The 17,117-nt window shown below is 62.6% G+C and carries 15 protein-coding genes; 9 read left to right on the plus strand and 6 right to left on the minus strand.

Translation table 11 applies throughout. From position 1 onward, the window contains the following. Positions 1 to 23: 23 nt before the first annotated feature. On the minus strand, positions 24 to 1,106 hold the full coding sequence (locus J3Q04_RS13005; RefSeq protein ID WP_434564030.1) for a 4-oxalomesaconate tautomerase: 1,083 nt from the start codon (positions 1,104 to 1,106) through the stop codon (positions 24 to 26). Positions 1,107 to 1,264: 158 nt separating this feature from the next. Here J3Q04_RS13005 and J3Q04_RS13010 point away from each other — a divergent pair, with 158 nt between their 5' ends. Continuing rightward, positions 1,265 to 2,155 carry a LysR family transcriptional regulator gene (locus tag J3Q04_RS13010; protein WP_039588554.1) on the plus strand — a complete coding sequence of 297 codons (891 nt, stop codon included), beginning with the start codon at positions 1,265 to 1,267 and terminating at the stop codon, positions 2,153 to 2,155. A gap of 138 nt (positions 2,156 to 2,293) precedes the next feature. On the opposite strand, the gene J3Q04_RS13015 is transcribed toward J3Q04_RS13010, so the two are convergent. Together J3Q04_RS13015 and J3Q04_RS13020 are read right to left on the minus strand one after the other, a co-directional pair. Further along, on the minus strand, positions 2,294 to 5,398 hold the full coding sequence (locus J3Q04_RS13015) for an efflux RND transporter permease subunit (protein WP_434611410.1): 3,105 nt from the start codon (positions 5,396 to 5,398) through the stop codon (positions 2,294 to 2,296). After that, the gene (locus J3Q04_RS13020) at positions 5,395 to 6,534 is read right to left on the minus strand and encodes an efflux RND transporter periplasmic adaptor subunit (protein ID WP_434611407.1); all 1,140 of its coding nucleotides are present in this window, start codon (positions 6,532 to 6,534) and stop codon (positions 5,395 to 5,397) included. The genes J3Q04_RS13015 and J3Q04_RS13020 overlap by 4 nt, the downstream gene beginning before the upstream one ends. 210 nt (positions 6,535 to 6,744) lie before the next feature. Between J3Q04_RS13020 and J3Q04_RS13025 the strand changes: the two genes are divergently transcribed. The 4 genes from J3Q04_RS13025 to J3Q04_RS13040 are packed head-to-tail and all read left to right on the plus strand — an operon-like array spanning position 6,745 to position 9,767. Beyond that, a complete protein-coding gene (locus J3Q04_RS13025) occupies positions 6,745 to 7,548 on the plus strand; it encodes a MipA/OmpV family protein (RefSeq protein WP_434564027.1) in 804 nt (267 codons plus the stop codon). Continuing rightward, positions 7,548 to 8,234 carry a response regulator transcription factor gene (locus tag J3Q04_RS13030; RefSeq protein ID WP_434564026.1) on the plus strand — a complete coding sequence of 229 codons (687 nt, stop codon included), beginning with the start codon at positions 7,548 to 7,550 and terminating at the stop codon, positions 8,232 to 8,234. Before J3Q04_RS13025 ends, J3Q04_RS13030 begins: the two co-directional genes overlap by 1 nt. Then, entirely contained in the window at positions 8,203 to 9,612 is a 1,410-nt protein-coding gene (locus J3Q04_RS13035) for a sensor histidine kinase (protein WP_434611404.1), read from the plus strand. Before J3Q04_RS13030 ends, J3Q04_RS13035 begins: the two co-directional genes overlap by 32 nt. Continuing rightward, on the plus strand, positions 9,609 to 9,767 hold the full coding sequence (locus J3Q04_RS13040; RefSeq protein WP_434611402.1) for a hypothetical protein: 159 nt from the start codon (positions 9,609 to 9,611) through the stop codon (positions 9,765 to 9,767). The genes J3Q04_RS13035 and J3Q04_RS13040 overlap by 4 nt, the downstream gene beginning before the upstream one ends. Positions 9,768 to 9,880: 113 nt before the next feature. On the opposite strand, the gene J3Q04_RS13045 is transcribed toward J3Q04_RS13040, so the two are convergent. Next, the gene (locus tag J3Q04_RS13045) at positions 9,881 to 10,810 is read right to left on the minus strand and encodes an MBL fold metallo-hydrolase (protein WP_434611400.1); all 930 of its coding nucleotides are present in this window, start codon (positions 10,808 to 10,810) and stop codon (positions 9,881 to 9,883) included. Positions 10,811 to 11,070: 260 nt separating this feature from the next. Between J3Q04_RS13045 and J3Q04_RS13050 the strand changes: the two genes are divergently transcribed. Both J3Q04_RS13050 and J3Q04_RS13055 read left to right on the plus strand, forming a co-directional pair. Further along, a complete protein-coding gene (locus J3Q04_RS13050; RefSeq protein WP_420763984.1) occupies positions 11,071 to 11,544 on the plus strand; it encodes a (2Fe-2S)-binding protein in 474 nt (157 codons plus the stop codon). A gap of 14 nt (positions 11,545 to 11,558) precedes the next feature. Then, positions 11,559 to 13,799: a molybdopterin cofactor-binding domain-containing protein gene (locus tag J3Q04_RS13055; RefSeq protein WP_434611398.1), complete on the plus strand. Its 2,241-nt coding sequence runs from the start codon at positions 11,559 to 11,561 to the stop codon at positions 13,797 to 13,799. A gap of 71 nt (positions 13,800 to 13,870) precedes the next feature. On the opposite strand, the gene J3Q04_RS13060 is transcribed toward J3Q04_RS13055, so the two are convergent. Continuing rightward, positions 13,871 to 14,134, minus strand: a complete 264-nt coding sequence (locus J3Q04_RS13060) for a DUF2790 domain-containing protein (RefSeq protein WP_434611396.1) — start codon at positions 14,132 to 14,134, stop codon at positions 13,871 to 13,873. A gap of 212 nt (positions 14,135 to 14,346) precedes the next feature. Between J3Q04_RS13060 and J3Q04_RS13065 the strand changes: the two genes are divergently transcribed. Continuing rightward, positions 14,347 to 15,495: a MalY/PatB family protein gene (locus J3Q04_RS13065; RefSeq protein WP_434611394.1), complete on the plus strand. Its 1,149-nt coding sequence runs from the start codon at positions 14,347 to 14,349 to the stop codon at positions 15,493 to 15,495. A 146-nt stretch (positions 15,496 to 15,641) separates the two neighbouring features. Here J3Q04_RS13065 and J3Q04_RS13070 read toward each other — a convergent pair whose 3' ends face one another. Further along, positions 15,642 to 16,046 (minus strand): VOC family protein, encoded by a 405-nt coding sequence (locus tag J3Q04_RS13070; RefSeq protein WP_434564019.1) that lies wholly within the window; start codon positions 16,044 to 16,046, stop codon positions 15,642 to 15,644. 185 nt (positions 16,047 to 16,231) lie between these two features. Here J3Q04_RS13070 and J3Q04_RS13075 point away from each other — a divergent pair, with 185 nt between their 5' ends. Further along, the gene (locus J3Q04_RS13075; protein ID WP_420763989.1) at positions 16,232 to 17,089 is read left to right on the plus strand and encodes an SDR family oxidoreductase; all 858 of its coding nucleotides are present in this window, start codon (positions 16,232 to 16,234) and stop codon (positions 17,087 to 17,089) included. The last annotated feature ends 28 nt before the right edge of the window (positions 17,090 to 17,117 follow it).

Consider the following 17,117-nt stretch of genomic DNA (forward strand, 5'->3'; position numbering starts at 1 on the left):
TGCAATGACAAAGTCTGCCCGGGTCATCCGGCCAGGCGCTGGGGAACCGTGGCGTAGACAAAACCTGAAAAAAGCCTGCGGGCGGTACGGACCACCGAGGCGCGGATGGTCTCACCCTTTTCGCCGGTGTAGGACAACACGACATCGATACCGCCACTGGGGTGCTCGATGCGCACCCGTTGAAGGCGTGGTTCGCTGACGCCGCCAAGCAGGTTGGCCGCGACACTGCCGTCGGTCACGCAGGCCGTCGCCAGCCCGATGGAACCGGTAATCGCCAAGGCGCGATGACAGCTATGCGGCATGAAGTAGCGCACCTGGATCGTCCCGCCACACGTGGCCGTCGAGACCAGCACTGGCTTGGGAATCACTTTGTCGCTGACGTCGCCCAGGCCCATCGCCAAGCCGGCCTTCAAACGCAAGGACTCCAAACGCTGCAAGAATGCCGTATCGCCATCAAGCTCGGCGGGGCTTTCGTCGCCACGCTTGCCGAGCTGGCCGGCCTCGACAATCAGCATCGGCATGGCCATGTCGATGCAAGTCACCGGGATGCCATCGATCAAGTCGACGGATTGCCCCGTGGGGAAGAGTTTTCCGGTCTTGCTGCCGGCTGCGTCGAGAAAGGTCAGTTGCACTGGAGCGGCCGTGCCCGGCACACCGTCGATGGCAGTGTCGCCTTCGTAGCTGACCTTGCCCTGAGGTGTCTGGACCTCGGCATTGACGAAGGTTCCGGTATTGAGGTTGCGGATCCGCACGCGGGTCAGGTCGCCTGTGGCCTTGACCAGCCCTTGCTCAATTGCGAACGGGCCTACGGCACAGAGCATGTTGCCGCAGTTGGGTGCAGTGTCGACCCGGCGCTGGGAAACCATGACCTGGACAAACAGGTAATCCACGTCGGCTTCAGGGTGCAGCGATGGGCTGACGATCGCCACCTTGCTGGTTTGTGGACTACCACCCCCGATGCCGTCGATCTCCAGCTCATGGCCAGAACCCATCAGGTTGAGCAGCAACTCGTCACGTTCAGGAATCGTTGCCGGCAAATCCCAGGCGAGAAAAACCGGACCTTTGGAAGTGCCGCCGCGCATGAGTACACAAGGAATTCGTTGCATGACCACTAACTCTTGTTGATCAATCTGGATAATTGATGCTCTGTGCACAAGAGTGGCAGGGTTTAAAAAGTGTTTCCAATGCAAAGATCGGAGTTATTATTGCGTTTCGCAAAAGAATTATTTTGGAGTTCTTTGGAACCTGGTAGCGAGAAAAATTGATGGAATATGAACTTCAGGACATCCGATCTTTCGTTAAGATCGCCGAACTTGGCAGTTTCCATGAAGCCGCCGATGCACTGCACCTATCCCAGCCCGCCCTCAGCCGACGGATGAAAAAGCTTGAGGAAGGATTAGGCACCGCCTTGCTCGACCGCACGACGCGAAAGGTCAGCCTGACCAGCGTTGGGCGTGATTTCCTGCCTAAGGCGCGGCGCTTGTTGGATGATTTTGACGATTCCATTCTCAATATCCGCGAATTGGCCGAGCGGCAGATCGGCCGAGTCACCTTGGCCTGCATCCCGACGGCGGCGTTCTATTTTCTTCCCTCGGTGATCCGGCTTTATAACGAACGCTACCCGAAGATCCGCATACGCCTGCTCGATCTCAGTGCCAACGAAGGATTGGAGGCTGTACTGCGTGGCGAAGCTGACTTCGGCATCAACATGATGAGTGGCCAGCACCCGGACATCGAGTTCGTGCCCCTGGTCAACGAACCCTTTGTGCTGGCCTGCCGACGAGACCATGAGCTCGCTGGCCGCAGTGCGGTCACCTGGTCGGAGCTCAGCGACTATCGGCTGATCGGTGTCGGTCGCTTGAGTGGCAACCGCATGCTGCTTGACCACGCCTTGTCAGGCCTGAGCTGGCGTCCGCAGTGGTTCTACGAAGTGCAGCACCTGTCCACATCCTTGGGCTTGGTCGAGGCTGGCCTCGGCGTGTCGGCGATGCCCAGCCTGGCGATGCCGGCGGTCGATCATCCGACGCTGGTCAGCGTACCGCTGATCGAGCCGGTGGTGAATCGGTCGCTGGGTCTGGTTTATCGACGCGGTGCCTCCCTTTCCCCCGCTGCGGAAAAATTCGTCTCGATCCTGCTGGAGCAGTGGCCACAGTAGAGGCCAACGCTATGCACCGGCCAATCGATGCCATACTCGCTCACCACAACGCTTGGTCGAGAACAAGGCGCCAGGACGCTGACGCATTGTTTCTCAGAGCGCCTTGTCCCTGTCGCGCAACAGGGGCTTGGGTCGGCTTCATGAGTGCTCGGAGTGACCCCCCACCGTTTCATTACCCGTGATGTTACGCATACGCGCATATATTCCCTGCGCGCCGTCGTCCACCAAGGAAAACACCACGGGAATGACCAGCAGGCTCAGCACTGTCGAAGTGATAAGCCCGCCAATCAACACGATGGCCATCGGCGCGCGGAAGCTCGGGTCAGCCCCCCAACCGAGTGCGATGGGCATCATGCCGGCGCCCATGGCGATTGTCGTCATGACAATGGGCCGCGCACGCTTGCCGCAGGCATCGATGATCGCTTCAGAGCGCGTCAGTCCGTGGTCTCGGCGCGCGAGGAGGATGTAGTCGATCAGCAGGATCGAATTCTTCGTGGCAATCCCCATTAGCATGATGAGCCCAATCATCGACGGCATCGACAATGTCGAGCCGGTGACGAACAGCGCCAGGAAGGCGCCTGGCACCGAGAGCACCAGGGCGGCGAGAATGGTCAGCGGTTGCAGGAAGTCCTTCAGTAACAGGACCAGGACCATATAGATGCACAACACCCCGGTCAGCATCGCCACGCCGAATCCCGAGGCAAGCTCCCCCATGGCTTCGGCATCTCCCACCGAAGTGCGCACCAGGCCGGGCGGCAGTGCTTGCAGGCTCGGCAAGGCAAGCACTGCCTGTTCAATGTCGCCCAATGGCTGGCCGTTTGTCTCGATTTCGATATTGACGTTGCGCATGCGGTCGAAACGTTCGATCTGCGCCGGGCCGCTGGCGATCTCCAGCGACGCGACATTTTCCAGCGGCACCGGACCACGGGCGCCGGGCACCGGTAGGCGCTTGAGCGTCTCGAAATCCTGACGAGCGGCGTCGGTCAAGCGCACGACAACAGGCACTTGCCGTTCACTGAAATTGAGTTTGGCGAGCGCCTGGTCGTAGTCACCCAAGGTGGCGACGCGCAGGGTGTCGGCGATAGCTGCGGAGGTCACGCCAAGGTCGGCCGCCCTGGCGAAATCGGGTCGCACCAGCAGTTCGGGGCGTTTCAGGCTCGCGGTCGAAATCACCGCGCCCACGCCAGGCACGCCGCGCAGTTCGCGCTCCACCAGCTGCGCATGCCGGGTGAGCAAGGCGCCGTCTTCGCCGGCAAGCACCAGCACGTAGTTCTCCGACTCGCCCATGCCCACCTTCACCCGCGTTGCGGGCAGTATCGCGAGGGCTTCGCGCAATTGTTTCTCGATCTGTTGCTTACTCAGTCCAGGTCGATCGTTACGGTGCGTCAGGTTAAGTGTCAGCACCGCCGTGCGGACATTTTTGACGTTGCCGCCCGCTCCTATAGGGTCGGTGCCGGCATTGCCGTCCCCGACGGCGGTGTAGACCTTTTTCACCTGGGGGTTGTGCCGGACTATCCCCCGGGCCTGCTCGGCCAGCACCAGGGTGTCGCCCAGTCTGCTACCGGGCGCAAGCGTGAGGGTGACCTGGGTTTGCCAGTCGTCATCGGGCGGCATGAAGGTGCCAGGCAACGCTGCCGCGAGCATCAACCCGCCGACAAAAAAAATCGCTGCGCCAACAGCGGTCACGGCTCGATGACGCAGGCACCAGCGGGCCCAGGACAAGTAGTGCATCACCCATCCGGCCACCCTGGGCTCGGGTTTTTTCGGGGCGCGCATCAGGTAGGCCGCCATCATGGGCGTCAGCAGGCGCGCGACAACGAGAGAGAAAAATACCGCCGTGGCCGCCGTCCAGCCAAACTGGACGAAAAACTTGCCGACCGTGCCGCTCATGAACGCGGTGGGCAGAAACACCGCAATCAACGTAAACGCCGTGGCGACCACCGCCAGGCCGATCTCCTCAGAGGCATCCATGGCCGCCTGGTAGGGTTTCTTGCCCATCTGCAAGTGGCGCCCGATGTTTTCCACTTCGACGATGGCGTCGTCCACCAGCACACCGACCACCAGCGACAGCGACAGCAGCGTAACGGTGTTGATCGTGAACCCCATCCAGTGCATCACCGCGAATGTCGGTATCGCCGACAGCGGCAGCGCGACAGCCGAGACGAAGGTCGCTCGCCAATCCGGCAAGAACAGGAACACCACCAGCACCGCCAGTGCCGCGCCCTCGTAGAGCAGGTGCAGGGAACCCTGGTAATTTTCGATCACCGGCTCGACGAAACTGAACGCCTGGTTGAACGTGATTCCAGGATGTCGGTTCTTGAGCCGCTCAAGGGCGGCGCGTACACCTTCATCGACCTCGATTTCCCCGGCCCCTTTTGCCCGTACGATTTCGAACGCGACCACCGGCTCGCCGTCCAGCAGCGCCGCCGAACGTCGCTCGCCAACGGTATCGGATACCGTCGCGACCTGGTCGAGCCGCACTCGCCTGCCGTCACTCAAGGTCACGTCCAGCATCGCGACTTCATTGGCCGACCGTACCGTGGCAAGCGTACGCACCGTTTGCTCGATGCCACCCAGATCCACGCGCCCGCCGGAGGCCTCTTGCTGGATCTGGCGAAGTTGACGGGAAATATCCAGCGCCGTGGTATTCAAGGCCAACAGGCGTGCCGGGTCCAGATCGATGCGGATTTCCCTCGTCACCCCACCGACACGCTCGACTGCGCCCACGCCAGGGACAGCCAGCAAGGCCTTGCTGAGGGTGTTGCCGGCGAACCATGACAGCGCCTCTTCGTCCAGGCCCGCGGCCGACACCGTATAGGTCAGGATCGGCGTGCCAGCAACCTCGATCTTGCTGATCACCGGGTCGCGCAGGTCGGCGGGCAGGTCTGCCCGAACCCTGGAAACCGCATCACGAACGTCATCGAGCGCTTCCTGGGTGGGTTTGCCGAGGCGGAACTCAACCGTGATATCGGCGTTGCCGTCGGTCAAGGTGCTCTGGATATGCTTGACGCCCTGCACGGTGGCGAGAGAATCCTCGATCTTGCGGGCCACATCGTTTTCCAGCTGGACCGGCGAAGCACCCGGCAGCTCGGCTGAGATAGCGACCATGGGCAGGTCGATGTCGGGAAAGTTCTGCACCTTCATCTTCCAGAAGGCCATCGCGCCGGCAAAAGTCAGCAGGATGAACAACAGCACCGAAGGCGTTGGGTTGCGGATCGACCAGGACGACACGTTAAGGCTCATTGCGCGCTCCCGCTGGTGAGATTGTGTATCGGTTGGGTGCGCCCCTGGACGACGCGGACAAGGTCACCTTCAGCGAGAAAACCGCCTCCGGCTTCGATCACGGCGGCGGTGATGTCGATGCCAGCGGTGATCTCGATTCGATCGCCGACGCGGCGCCCTACTGTCACCTTGGCCTGGGCCACTTGGAACGCCGCGCCGACCTGCAAGACGTAACTGAAGCCGTCGTGCTGCAGCACGGCAGTTTGCGGCAGCGTCGCCATCCGCTCGGCCCCGACGTCGAACTCGCCACGGGCAAACATCCCGGCACGCGCCGCCGTGTCGGCGGGCAGGTCGACATACACCAGACCATTGCGGGTCTGCATGTCCACCGTGGGCGCAACCCTGCGCACCCTGCCCTCGATCGCCGCGCCGTTGACCGGCACCACACGCGCAAGCTGGCCGGGATGGAATTTCGCGAGATCCGCTGCCGCGACCTCGGCGCGCCATTCGAGCCGGCTCTCGCGGATCAGGCGAAACAGCTCCTGGCCGGCGGGTAATACGGCGCCCACCGTGGCACTGCGCGCCGATATCACTCCGTTGTCGGGCGCCAGGACGCGGGTCTGGGCCAGGCGCAGGTGCTGCAATCGTTCGGCGGCCTCGCCCGCCTCAAGCCTTGCCTGCGCCGTGCGTTCGGCTGTCACATGTTGATGGACCTGCTGCTGCGAGAGCGCCCCGCTCGACTGCAACTGCCGGGCACGCCGCGCGATGGCCCGGGCTTCGGCCAGGGCCGAGTGTGCTTCGGCGGTGGCCGCGCGACGTTGCGCGAGTTCGGCGGCCACCGTATCGGAGCTGAACGTTGCGAGCACCTGGCCACGCCGCACCACATCGCCAACGTTCACCATGACCTCGGCCAACCGCAAGCCATCGGCCTCGGTGCCGACGCTCGCTTCCTGCCACGCCATGATGTTGCCATTGGCCTGGATGCGAACCGGCAGCATGGCCGATTCAAGCCGGGTGACGGCCACGGTCAGTGCCGGTTTGGGGTGATGTTCAGGACCGGGCGGTCGCGGGTCCGGCGACAGGCCCATCATCACCAATGCAACGGTGCAGGCGATGGTCGCGACAAACAGAACGACGTGGAGGGTTTTTCTTTTCATGGGGGATCGGATTCCTGCGCAGGGTTCGCATCGCTCGCGGGTGCCGATACATCCACATGGCGCGATTGCTCGAGACGGTCACTATGCGACAGGCAGTCTTTCGCAACACTTACCGGCAAAAGGCGGTTAGCCATGCCGAACCGTAAGTGTTCAGTAAGAAGAAGTTCTCAACGATAGGCATGCATTCATCCCACCGATCCGGAGACTTCCATGCGCGCCTTGACCTTATCGAAACCTTACCTTGCGATCCGGCTGACCATCGCCAGCTCCGCGCTTGTGCTGGGCGTGTGCTCACCGATCGCGGCCAGTGCCGACGAGTCTGAAGGCTCCGCTTGGGGCCTCGGCGTGGGTGCAGCCAGCAGCCAACAGCCCTACAAAGGCATCGACCGTGACAGCGAGGTCCTGCCGCTGATCTATTTTGAAAACGAATATGTGCGCGTCTTTGGCCCAACCGCCGAGATCAAATTGCCGAGCCTGGACATCAGCGACACCCAGCAACTCGAATTCAGCCTCGTCGGTGAGTACGATTTCAGTGGCTATGATGACGATGACGCCCGCATCCTGGACGGAATGAGCGACCGCAAGGGCGGCTTTTGGGCGGGGGGCAAGGTGCAGTGGCGCAACGACCTGGCCGATGTCAGCGCCGAGTGGTTGGGCGACGTTTCGAGCAACAGCAAGGGCCAGCGCTTCACCCTGGGCCTGGAACGGTCGTGGAATTTCGGCGAGCACATCAGGCTCACGCCACGGCTGGCCGCCATCTGGCAGGACGACAACTACGTCGACTACTACTTCGGCGTCCGGGAAAATGAAGCTCGCGCCGATCGGGCAGCCTATGATGGCAAGTCCGGCATGAACACCGAAATCGGCTTACGTGGAAACTATATGTTCGATGATCATCACTCCGTGTTTCTGGACCTCAAGGCCACGAGCCTGTCCGATGAAATCAAGGACAGCCCGCTGGTAGATCGATCTACCGAAAACAGCGCGCTGTTCGGCTACCTGTACCGTTTCTGATGAGCCGCATACTGCTGGTCGAAGACCATGAGCGTCTGGCGCAACTGGTGTGCAAGGGTTTGTCGAGCGCAGGCATCGCCGTCGACGTCATCAGCCGCATCGATGCGGCATGGGCGGCCATCCAACAGGTGCCCTACCAGGCGTTGATTCTCGACCGGGGTTTGCCGGATGGCGATGGGCTGCTACTGCTCGAACGCTTGCGCAACGCCGGGTTGGGCGTGCCCTGCCTGGTGCTGACGGCCCGCGACGCGCTGCATGACCGGATCGAAGGCCTGGACGCCGGGGCCGATGACTACCTGCCCAAGCCATTCGCCATGGACGAAATGGTCGCACGCGTGCGGGCCTTGTTGCGCCGCCCCGTGGAGCGCCGCCCCTTGGCGCCGTCACACGGCGACCTCAGCGTGCAACCCGACGCAGGGGTCATGTGCAGCGTCAAAGGCAGCGTTCCACTGGCGCCGGCGGAAATGCAGATCATGTTGTTGTTACTGCGCAAGCCCGGTGAAATCGTCCGTCGCAGCGCCATCGAGGCGGCTGCGTGGGGCTTGAGCGAAGCCGTGACGCCAAACGCCCTCGACGTGGCCTTGCATCGTATTCGCCGCAAGCTTTTGGCGATCGGCTCCCACCAACGGATAGTCAACTTGAGAGGCCTGGGCTATGCCCTTCGTCAAGACGACCTGGCGCAATAGCATCAGTTTCAAGGTCCTGCTCGCCTACGTCGCCGGCGTGGGCTTGAGTATCTTGCTGATTGCGCTGGGCGCTGTCGCGCTCATTACGTCCAGGAGCGATATCCTCCTGACCACCGACGTCGCCGAACGCACCCATGAACTCGCCGGCAAGCTGATGTTCGACGCGGCGGGCCATCCTACCGGCTTCGATGACAGCGAAGGTGATCGCGTCTGGACCTTCAAGAGCCTGGGGGTGGAAATCGGCTATCGCGTGCTGGACTCGCAGGCAAACGTCGTCCTGGCCTCCACCGACGAGGCATTCTGGTCGCCGGTCGCCAAATCACCGCCTTCGGACCAAGGGCGCTTCAAGTTCGAGCGTGAGGGCATGCTGATGTACGCCGCCACCGCCCCGGTGGAGCGCGACGGCACGATCTGGTATCTGCAATTCGCCGTCAGCGAACGACTGATGGAACTGCTTCATCAGGGTTTCGCCTGGCCTTTCATGGGGGCCGGTATCGTCCTGTTCAGCCTGGTGCTGCTTTTTGTCTTCGGCGCTTGCGCCTATTTCACGCTGGGGTATGCGCTCAAGCCACTGCGCGAAGTCTCGGAATCAGCGGCGGCCATTTCCCCTCGATCCTTGCATTCACGCCTGGACAGCAAAACCGTGCCGTCGGAAGTCGCGCCACTGGTCAGCAGCTTCAACAGCGCCCTTGAACGCCTGGAACAGGGATACCGTGTGCAGCAGGAGTTCCTCGCGACCGCGGCCCATGAACTGAAGACGCCACTGGCGCTGATCCGCGCGCAAATCGAATTGATGGCTCCAGACAAGACCCGCGACTCGCTGCTCAATGACGTCGAGCACATGACACGCCAGGTTCAACAATTACTGCTGCTGGCCGAGACCAGCGAGGCCCACAACTACAGCTTTGCCGCCGTGAACGTCGGGGAAGTGGTGCAGCAAGCCGCAGACTACCTGCAACGCATGGCCGACGCCGCGCGGGTCGGCATCGTCCTGACAGGGCATACGGCCACGCAAACGCCTTGGCAGGCCGACCGCAGCGCCCTGTTCACGCTGCTGAAAAACCTGCTGGAAAACGCCATCCAGCACGCGCCTGAAGGCACGCAGGTGCGGGTGCAATGTACCGCCGACAAGTTAACCGTGCGCGACTGGGGCCCCGGCGTGGAGCAAGCGCAACTGCCCTACATATTCACTCGTTTCTGGCGCGGCGCCCATCGGCGCGATCACGGCGCGGGACTGGGGCTGACCATCTGCCAGGAGATCGCTCGCGCACACGGGTGGACACTGGTTGCGCACAGGGCGGAACCGGGATTGGCGTTTTGTTTGTCCCCGCCTGTCACCGATTCACCGAGTATAAATAGCAGTCAGGAGAGTTCATGAAAATCCATCGCCTGTTTTTCGCATGCGCGTTAGTACCGGGTCTCTTTGCTGGTGGCTGGGCATCGGCGCAAAGCTTCCCTTCCACGGTCGTGGTCCGTATCGCGCAACTTGAGATCGACATTTCAAGCTTTACGTCGAGCAAACCAAGTCGATGATCCGCTCGCGAGGGCTGATCGAGACGACGCCGGTGCAACTGAGTTCGAAGTGACAACGTCGCGACTTGGTTCGTTACGCTGGGCCCGAACTGACATCCAAGCCCAGCCAGCACTCAATAATCCCAGGACCCCGCCACCCAACGAAACGCGTCGCCATCCACCGCCACACGGCCCACGGAAGGAAACGAAAGGTGGGTCGCCACGAACAGCTCCCCGCTTGCCGCGGCCTCTTGCATCAACCGTACGCGAACGCGCACCGCTTCTTCAGGGTCATGCTCGAAGCCGTTTTGCCAATCGGGATGGTCGAAAGCCACCGGGAACAAGGCGTCGCCGGCAAACGTGAGCTTTTCGCGGCCAGACGTCACATGCACCACACTGTGCCCCGGGGTATGCCCGCCGGTGCGTTTGACCACGACACCCGGCGCCACTTCATGCTCCTGCTCGAAGGTGTGCAGTTTGTCGTGGTATGCCTCCATGAACTGCCGCGCGGTCGTGTGCAGCACGTCCGGTATCGGCGCGGGCATGACGGTGCGGGAGAAGTCAGGCTCCGCCCAGAAATCGACCTCGGTTTGGCAAACATGGATCCGCACGTCCGGGCTCAGGCGGGTCCGTACCTCGTCGACGAGCAGGCCGCCTATGTGATCCATATGCATGTGGGTGATGACCACGTCGGTAATGGAGGAAAGCTCGATGCCGGCCGCCTCCAGCCGCTTTGGAAACAGCCCTGCACGTGGGAAGCCGGGGAACTGCCCGCCCAGCCCCGCGTCGACCAGCAGGGTTTGCTCGCCGCTGCGCACCACCAGCACGTTCAACGCCCAATCGAACGCGTCCGGGCCAAGGAACATGTCCTTGAACCAGGCAGCACGTGCGGCGGGGTCGGCATTGGTGGACATGGTCGAGGTCGGCAGCGGCAGCACGCCGTCGCTCACCACCAGTACATCGATGTCGCCGACCTTGAGTGCGTAGCGCGACGGAACCAGTTCCTCGGTCGCGGATACTCCCTGGATGGTTTTTTGCGGCGTGTCTTGCAGATGCATCGTCATGATCGCTCTCCTGTGCTGGATGAGGCGAATCCGTATCCATTGGCAGAACAACGGATCACCTGGAGGACGAGTGTGCATCGCGGTATGGCGCGCCCGATATCATACGCGGGTATGCCGTGCCCACATCTTGGCGTGGTCGTTTCAAACGAACGGCTGGGTGATTTGCAAGATTGGGCAATAATCGGACCGGATCGTGCAAGCTATCGCGCCCGATGCTTTCTATAGTAATCGGTGCCCAACCATCTGGAGCTGGTCCGACTATGAGCGCCCTCAATATCAATGGCCGTGAGCACACGGTTGACGTAGACCCTGGCACCCCTATTCTCTGGGCCCTGCGCGACACGCTGGGCATGACCGGCACCAAGTTCGGCTGCGGTGCGGCCTTGTGCGGCGCCTGCACCGTTCATCTGGATGGCCAGGCCATTCGCTCCTGCGTGACGCCGATAGCCGCGGCGGTCGGCAGGAAGATCACGACCATCGAGGCGGCCACCGACGGCAGCGACCCGGTAGGCACCGCGGTGCACGAAGCCTGGGTCAAGCATGACGTGGCGCAGTGCGGCTACTGCCAGAGCGGGCAGATCATGAGCGCGACCGCGTTTCTCAAGGCCCAGCCCAAGGGCAAGCAGCCGACACCGGCCGAGATCGACTCGGCGATGGCCGGCAATATCTGCCGCTGCGGCACCTACGCACGAATCCGCGCCGCGGTGGCCGACGCCGCCAAAGCCCTCGCCTGACAGGGAGTTGCGCCATGCTGAACGAGATTTTTCCAACCGAACTTCCGCGAGCCTTGCAGCACCTGCTCGAACGCGATGACGCGGACGGTCCCGCGACCCTGCCCCGCCGCAGCTTCCTCAAGATCGTCGGCATCGGCGGCCTGGCCTTGGGGGCTTTTCCTCACCTGGCCCTGGCCGAACAGGCTAACGGCGCGGGCGAAGGCCCACTCAAGCCGACCCAGCAACCCTCTGCCTTCGTCCAGATCGCGCCTAACGGCGAGGTGACGGTGACCATCAATCGCCTTGAGTTCGGCCAGGGCGTGCAGACCGGCCTGCCGATGATCCTCGCCGAAGAGCTCGACGCCGACTGGAGCCTGGTGCGCACGCGCAACGGCAGCAACGACGCGGCGTACATGGATCCGGCCTTTGGCATTCACCTTACCGGCGGCTCCAATTCGATCAAGAACAGCTACACCCAATACCGCGAACTGGGCGCCCGGGCCCGTTCGATGCTGCTGGCCGCCGCAGCGGCGCGCTGGAATGTCGACGCCTCCAGCCTGACCACGCAAAACGGCGCTGTGCTTGGCCCTGGCGGTCGCAAGGCCAACTACGGTGAGTTGGCCGAAGCCGCCATGGCGATGCCCGTGCCGGAGAAGGTCACGCTCAAGGACCCCAAGGACTTCCGCCTCATCGGCCAGGCCACCACCCGCCTCGACGCCAAGGCCAAGAGCAGCGGCCAACAGGATTTCGGCATCGACGTGCATCTGCCGGGGCAACTGACCGCCGTGGTCGCCCATCCACCGGTATTCGGCGCCCGCATCGCCTCCCTGGACGACAGCGCCGCACGCGCGACCAAAGGTGTAAAAGCCGTGCTGCGCGTGCCGTTGGACGGCGGTGCCGAAGGCGTCGCGGTGATCGCCGACGGCTACTGGCAGGCCAAGCTGGCGCGTGATGCGCTGAAGGTCGAATGGGACGTAGCCAAGGTCGAAAAAGTCGACACGGAAAAACAACTGGCCCAGTACCGCGAACTGGCCGGCCAATCCGGACCGCTCCACTTCGATGCCGACATGAAGCCCCTGGCGTCGGCGCCCCATCAACTGGAAGCCGAGTTCGTATTTCCTTATCTGGCCCATGCGCCCATGGAGCCGCTGAACTGCACCGTCCAGCTGTCCGAGGGCCGTGCGCAGTTGTGGGTGGGTACGCAGTTTCCCGGCGGCGACGGCGCGGCAGCGGCCAAGGTGCTCAATCTCAAGCCTGAGCAGGTCCAGGTGAATGTGCAGACGGCGGGCGGTGGCTTCGGCCGGCGCGGCGTGCCCACCAATGATTTCGTCGTACAGGCTTGCGAAGTGGCCGAGGCGGCCCGCGCCGCCGGGCTCGATGCCCCCATCCGCACCCTTTGGAGCCGTGAAGACGACATCAAGGGCGGCTACTACCGCCCCATGCACCTTCACCGCGCGCGGATCGGCTTCGACGACAGCGGCAAGGTGTTGGCCTGGGACCACGCGCTGGTGGGGCAATCCATCTTGACCGGCACCTTGTTCGCCGGGCAGATGAAAAACGGCATCGACCCCACCGCCACCGAAGGCCTGCGCGATCCGTATCCGCTGCCGATGCGATTGACGGTGCATCATCCCAAGCTCAATGTGCCCGTACTGTGGTGGCGCAGCGTCGGCTCGACCCACACCGCCTTCGTAATGGAGACGCTGCTCGACGACATCGCCCGCACGACCAAGCAGGATCCGGTGGCGTACCGCATGAAGCTGTTTGGCGACCAGAACCCGCGTCATCGCGACGCGCTACAGTTGGCGGTCGACCGCAGCGGATACGGCAAGCGCCAGTTACCCGCCGGTCAAGCCTGGGGCGTGGCGGTGCACGAGTCGTTCAGCTCGGTGGTGGCCTACGTGGTCGAAGCCTCGGTGCAGGATGGCCGTCCCGTGCTCCATAACGTCACGGCGGGCGTGCACTGCAATCTGGCGGTCAACCCACGCAGCATCGAAGCCCAGGTCCAAGGCGCTGCGCTGATGGGCCTGTCGATGTGCCTGCCTGGTGGCGCCGTGACGTTGAAGGATGGTGTCGTGCAACAAAGCAACTTTGCCGACTTCAGCGTGCCGCGTATCACCGACATGCCGCAAATTGCCGTCCACATCGTCCCGAGCGCTGAGCCACCGACCGGCATGGGCGAACCCGGCCTGCCCGCCTTGGCCCCGGCGTTTGCCAATGCCATTGCCAGCCTGACGGGCAAACCCCTGCGGCAGTTGCCGTTCAGCCTGGCTTGATTGGGAGCGAACGCCAAACCTTGGCGAGGGGTTTTATCCCCTCGCCACAGCCACATGGGACAACCGTTTCTTCAATTGCCCTGACCGCAATCCTGCTCGATCGCGCTGTAGTCCAGCGCCTGGATCGCCCCGGTGGAATCCAGGTAGGTCATTCGCGACTCGACGACGCCGCAGCCTGAGCCCATCCCTTGCTTGACCGACAGCACCTGGGCGATGTCCAGGTGATCACCGTACATATAGGTATGCGGCTTGACGGCGTCCTGGGCGTTGGCTGCCAGAGCGCCGAGGCTGAGGACGGCGAACAGTGAAGCAATGCTGAGATTCTTGACGTTCATGGCGATGTCTCCGACGTTTGAGTGAGTAGCTGAGACGGCTTGTGCTGTCTCGATGGGCTCATTTGACGCCGGCGAGGTATCTGGGATGTGTCATCGACAGGCCCAAAGGAATCAGTGCGTATCGGCAAAGGGTCTGGATACACAGCGATACAATCATGCCGTTCACGCTTTATCATGGCGCCATCCCCATTCCCTGACCTGATGGAACGACCATGACTTTCGATTTCGACCTGGTGTTCGAGCGCCACGGCACCGGTAGTACCAAGTGGAGCCGCTACCCGGCGGATGTATTGCCAATGTGGGTGGCCGATATGGATTTCGCCGCGCCACCGGTCGTCGTCGATGCGCTGCGCAAACGCCTGGAGCACCCGATGCTCGGCTACAGCGTTGCCCAGGACAATCTGCGCGCGGCCATCGTCGCCGATCTCTGGAGCAAATACGCCTGGCGCGTCGAGCCCCAGCAAATCCTATTCCTGCCTGGGGTCGAGCCGGGTTTCAACATGGCACTGCATGCGCTGGTGGAACCGCAGCAGAACGTCGTGGTGCAGGTGCCCAACTATCCACCGCTACGCAACGCGCCTGGGAACTGGAACCTGAACAAGGTGGAATTGGCATTCGACACGGTCGATGGCGAGTTCCGCACACCGCAGGCCGAACTACGGGATGCCCTTCAAGGCGGCGGTGCACTGTTGCTGAGCAACCCTCATAACCCACTGGGCAAGGTATTCGGTCGCGACGAACTCAAGGCGGTGGCGGATATTTGTGTCGAGCAGGACGCCTGGATCATCTCCGACGAAATCCATGCCGAGCTATGCTTCGATGGCCGCGTGCACATCCCCACCGCCAGCCTGGGCGCGGACATTGCCGAACGCACCATCACCCTGATGTCCGCCAGCAAGGCCTATAACATCGCGGGGCTGAAAACCTCCTTCGCCATTATCCAGAACGCCAAGCTGCGCGAGCGGGTCAACGGCGCCAGGGCCGGCATGGTCGACAGTGTGAACGCCCTTGGCCTGGAGGCCACCCGCGCCGCGTACAGCGAAGCGGGACCGTGGCTGGAGGCCTTGAAGCAGTATTTGCAGGCCAATCGTGATTACCTGGTCGAGGCGGTGAAGACCCGCTTGCCGGGCATCACCATGACCGTGCCGCAGGGAACGTACCTGGCGTGGCTGGATTGCTCCGGATTGGGGTTGGACGACCCACAGGGCTTTTTCCTGAAGCAAGCCAAGGTCGGCCTGAGCGCCGGGCTGGATTTCGGCGACGACGCGGGGCAGTTCGTGCGGCTGAACTTCGGCTGCCCACGGGCGTTGCTGGAGGAAGGGATTGCGCGGATGGAGCGTAGCCTGAAATCCCGAACCTGACCGGATCCCCTGTGGCGAGGGAGCTTGCTCCCGCTGGGCTGCGAGCGGCCCCAAAACCTTGCGGTCGCTGCGCCCGAAGCGTCGGACCGACCGAGCGGGAGCAAGCTCCCTCGCCACAAAAGCCTCCACCACCGGCCATGCCGAAGTCAGTCATGCATATCCGGCGTATGCACAAAACACAGCTTGTTCCCCTCCGGATCCCGGCAATAGGCGCCGAAGTAATCCTTCGAATATTGGGGCCTCGGGCCCGGCTCGCCTTCGTCGAAACCTCCCATGTCCATCGCCATCTTCCAGGCTTCGCGTACGGCTTGCTGTGATTCAGCGGCAAAGCTGACCTGCATCCCATTGCCCCAGGTCGCCGGCAGCCCGTTGATGGGCACCTGGACGAACACCTGCGGCCAATGCCTGCCGGGCTGATGCCAGCCCTCGCCGGGTGGGCCAGAGTCGTCCTCGCTGTCCATGCGCACCAGGCCAAGGCAGCCCAGGACCGCATCATAAAACGCGACCATCTTCGGTAGGTCGCGCGCGCCGATCTGTATATGACTGAACATGCCCTTCTCCTTCTGAGACCTTATTCGATTGGAAAAGGCGGCTTCGCCCACGTTCACCTTAATCGGTGATCGGTCGATGAAACGCTCGTGGTCACGCTTATCGACCGACAGGAAAATTCGACCGAACTCCGGCCAAAACCCCAGGGTCCACCCTCCATCGCAACCACTGGAAATGGAGAACGAAAATGGCCGATTACCCAACCCCACCCTTCCCTAAGCAAAACCAACCCGTACCTGGCAGCCAGCAGAAAATGGACCCTTATCCAGACTGCGGCGAACAGAGTTACAAAGGTTCAGGACGCCTGGCGAACAAGATCGCCCTGATCACCGGCGCCGACAGCGGCATCGGGCGCGCCGTGGCGATTGCCTTCGCCCGTGAAGGCGCGGACGTGGCCATTTCCTACCTGAACGAACACGAAGATGCCAAGGAAACCGCGCGCTGGGTTGAACAGGCCGGTCGCCAGTGCCTGTTGCTGCCGGGCGATCTTGCCGACAAGGCCCAGTGTCGCAAGGTTGTCGATGAAACCGTGGCGCGCTTCGGGCGTATCGATGTCCTGGTCAACAACGCCGCGTTCCAGATGACCCATGAAACCCTCGAAGAAATTCCCGATGAAGAATGGGTGCGCACGTTCGATATCAACATCACGGCGATGTTCAGGATCTGCCAGGCCGCGGTGCCGCACATGAAGGCCGGAGGCTCGATCATCAACACCACATCGGTCAACTCCGACATGCCCAAGCCGACGCTGCTGGCCTATGCTACGACCAAGGGCGCCATTGCCAACTTTACCGGCGGTCTGGCCCAGATGCTCGGGCCCAAGGGTATTCGCGTGAACAGTGTTGCGCCGGGGCCGATCTGGACGCCGCTGATCGTCGCCACCATGCCCGAGGAAGAAGTGCAGAATTTCGGTTCCCAGACGCCGCTGGGCCGCCCCGGCCAACCGGTGGAAGTGGCGCCGATCTTCGTGCTGCTGGCGTCGGATGAGTCCAGCTACATCTCCGGCTCGCGGTATGCGGTGACGGGGGGCAAGCCGATCCTGTAAGCGCAGGCACATATTCCGTGGCGAGGGA

Origin of the sequence: Pseudomonas sp. D4-21 (genome assembly GCF_051132125.1) — a bacterium.
In the GTDB taxonomy this organism is placed as follows: Bacteria; Pseudomonadota; Gammaproteobacteria; order Pseudomonadales; family Pseudomonadaceae; genus Aquipseudomonas.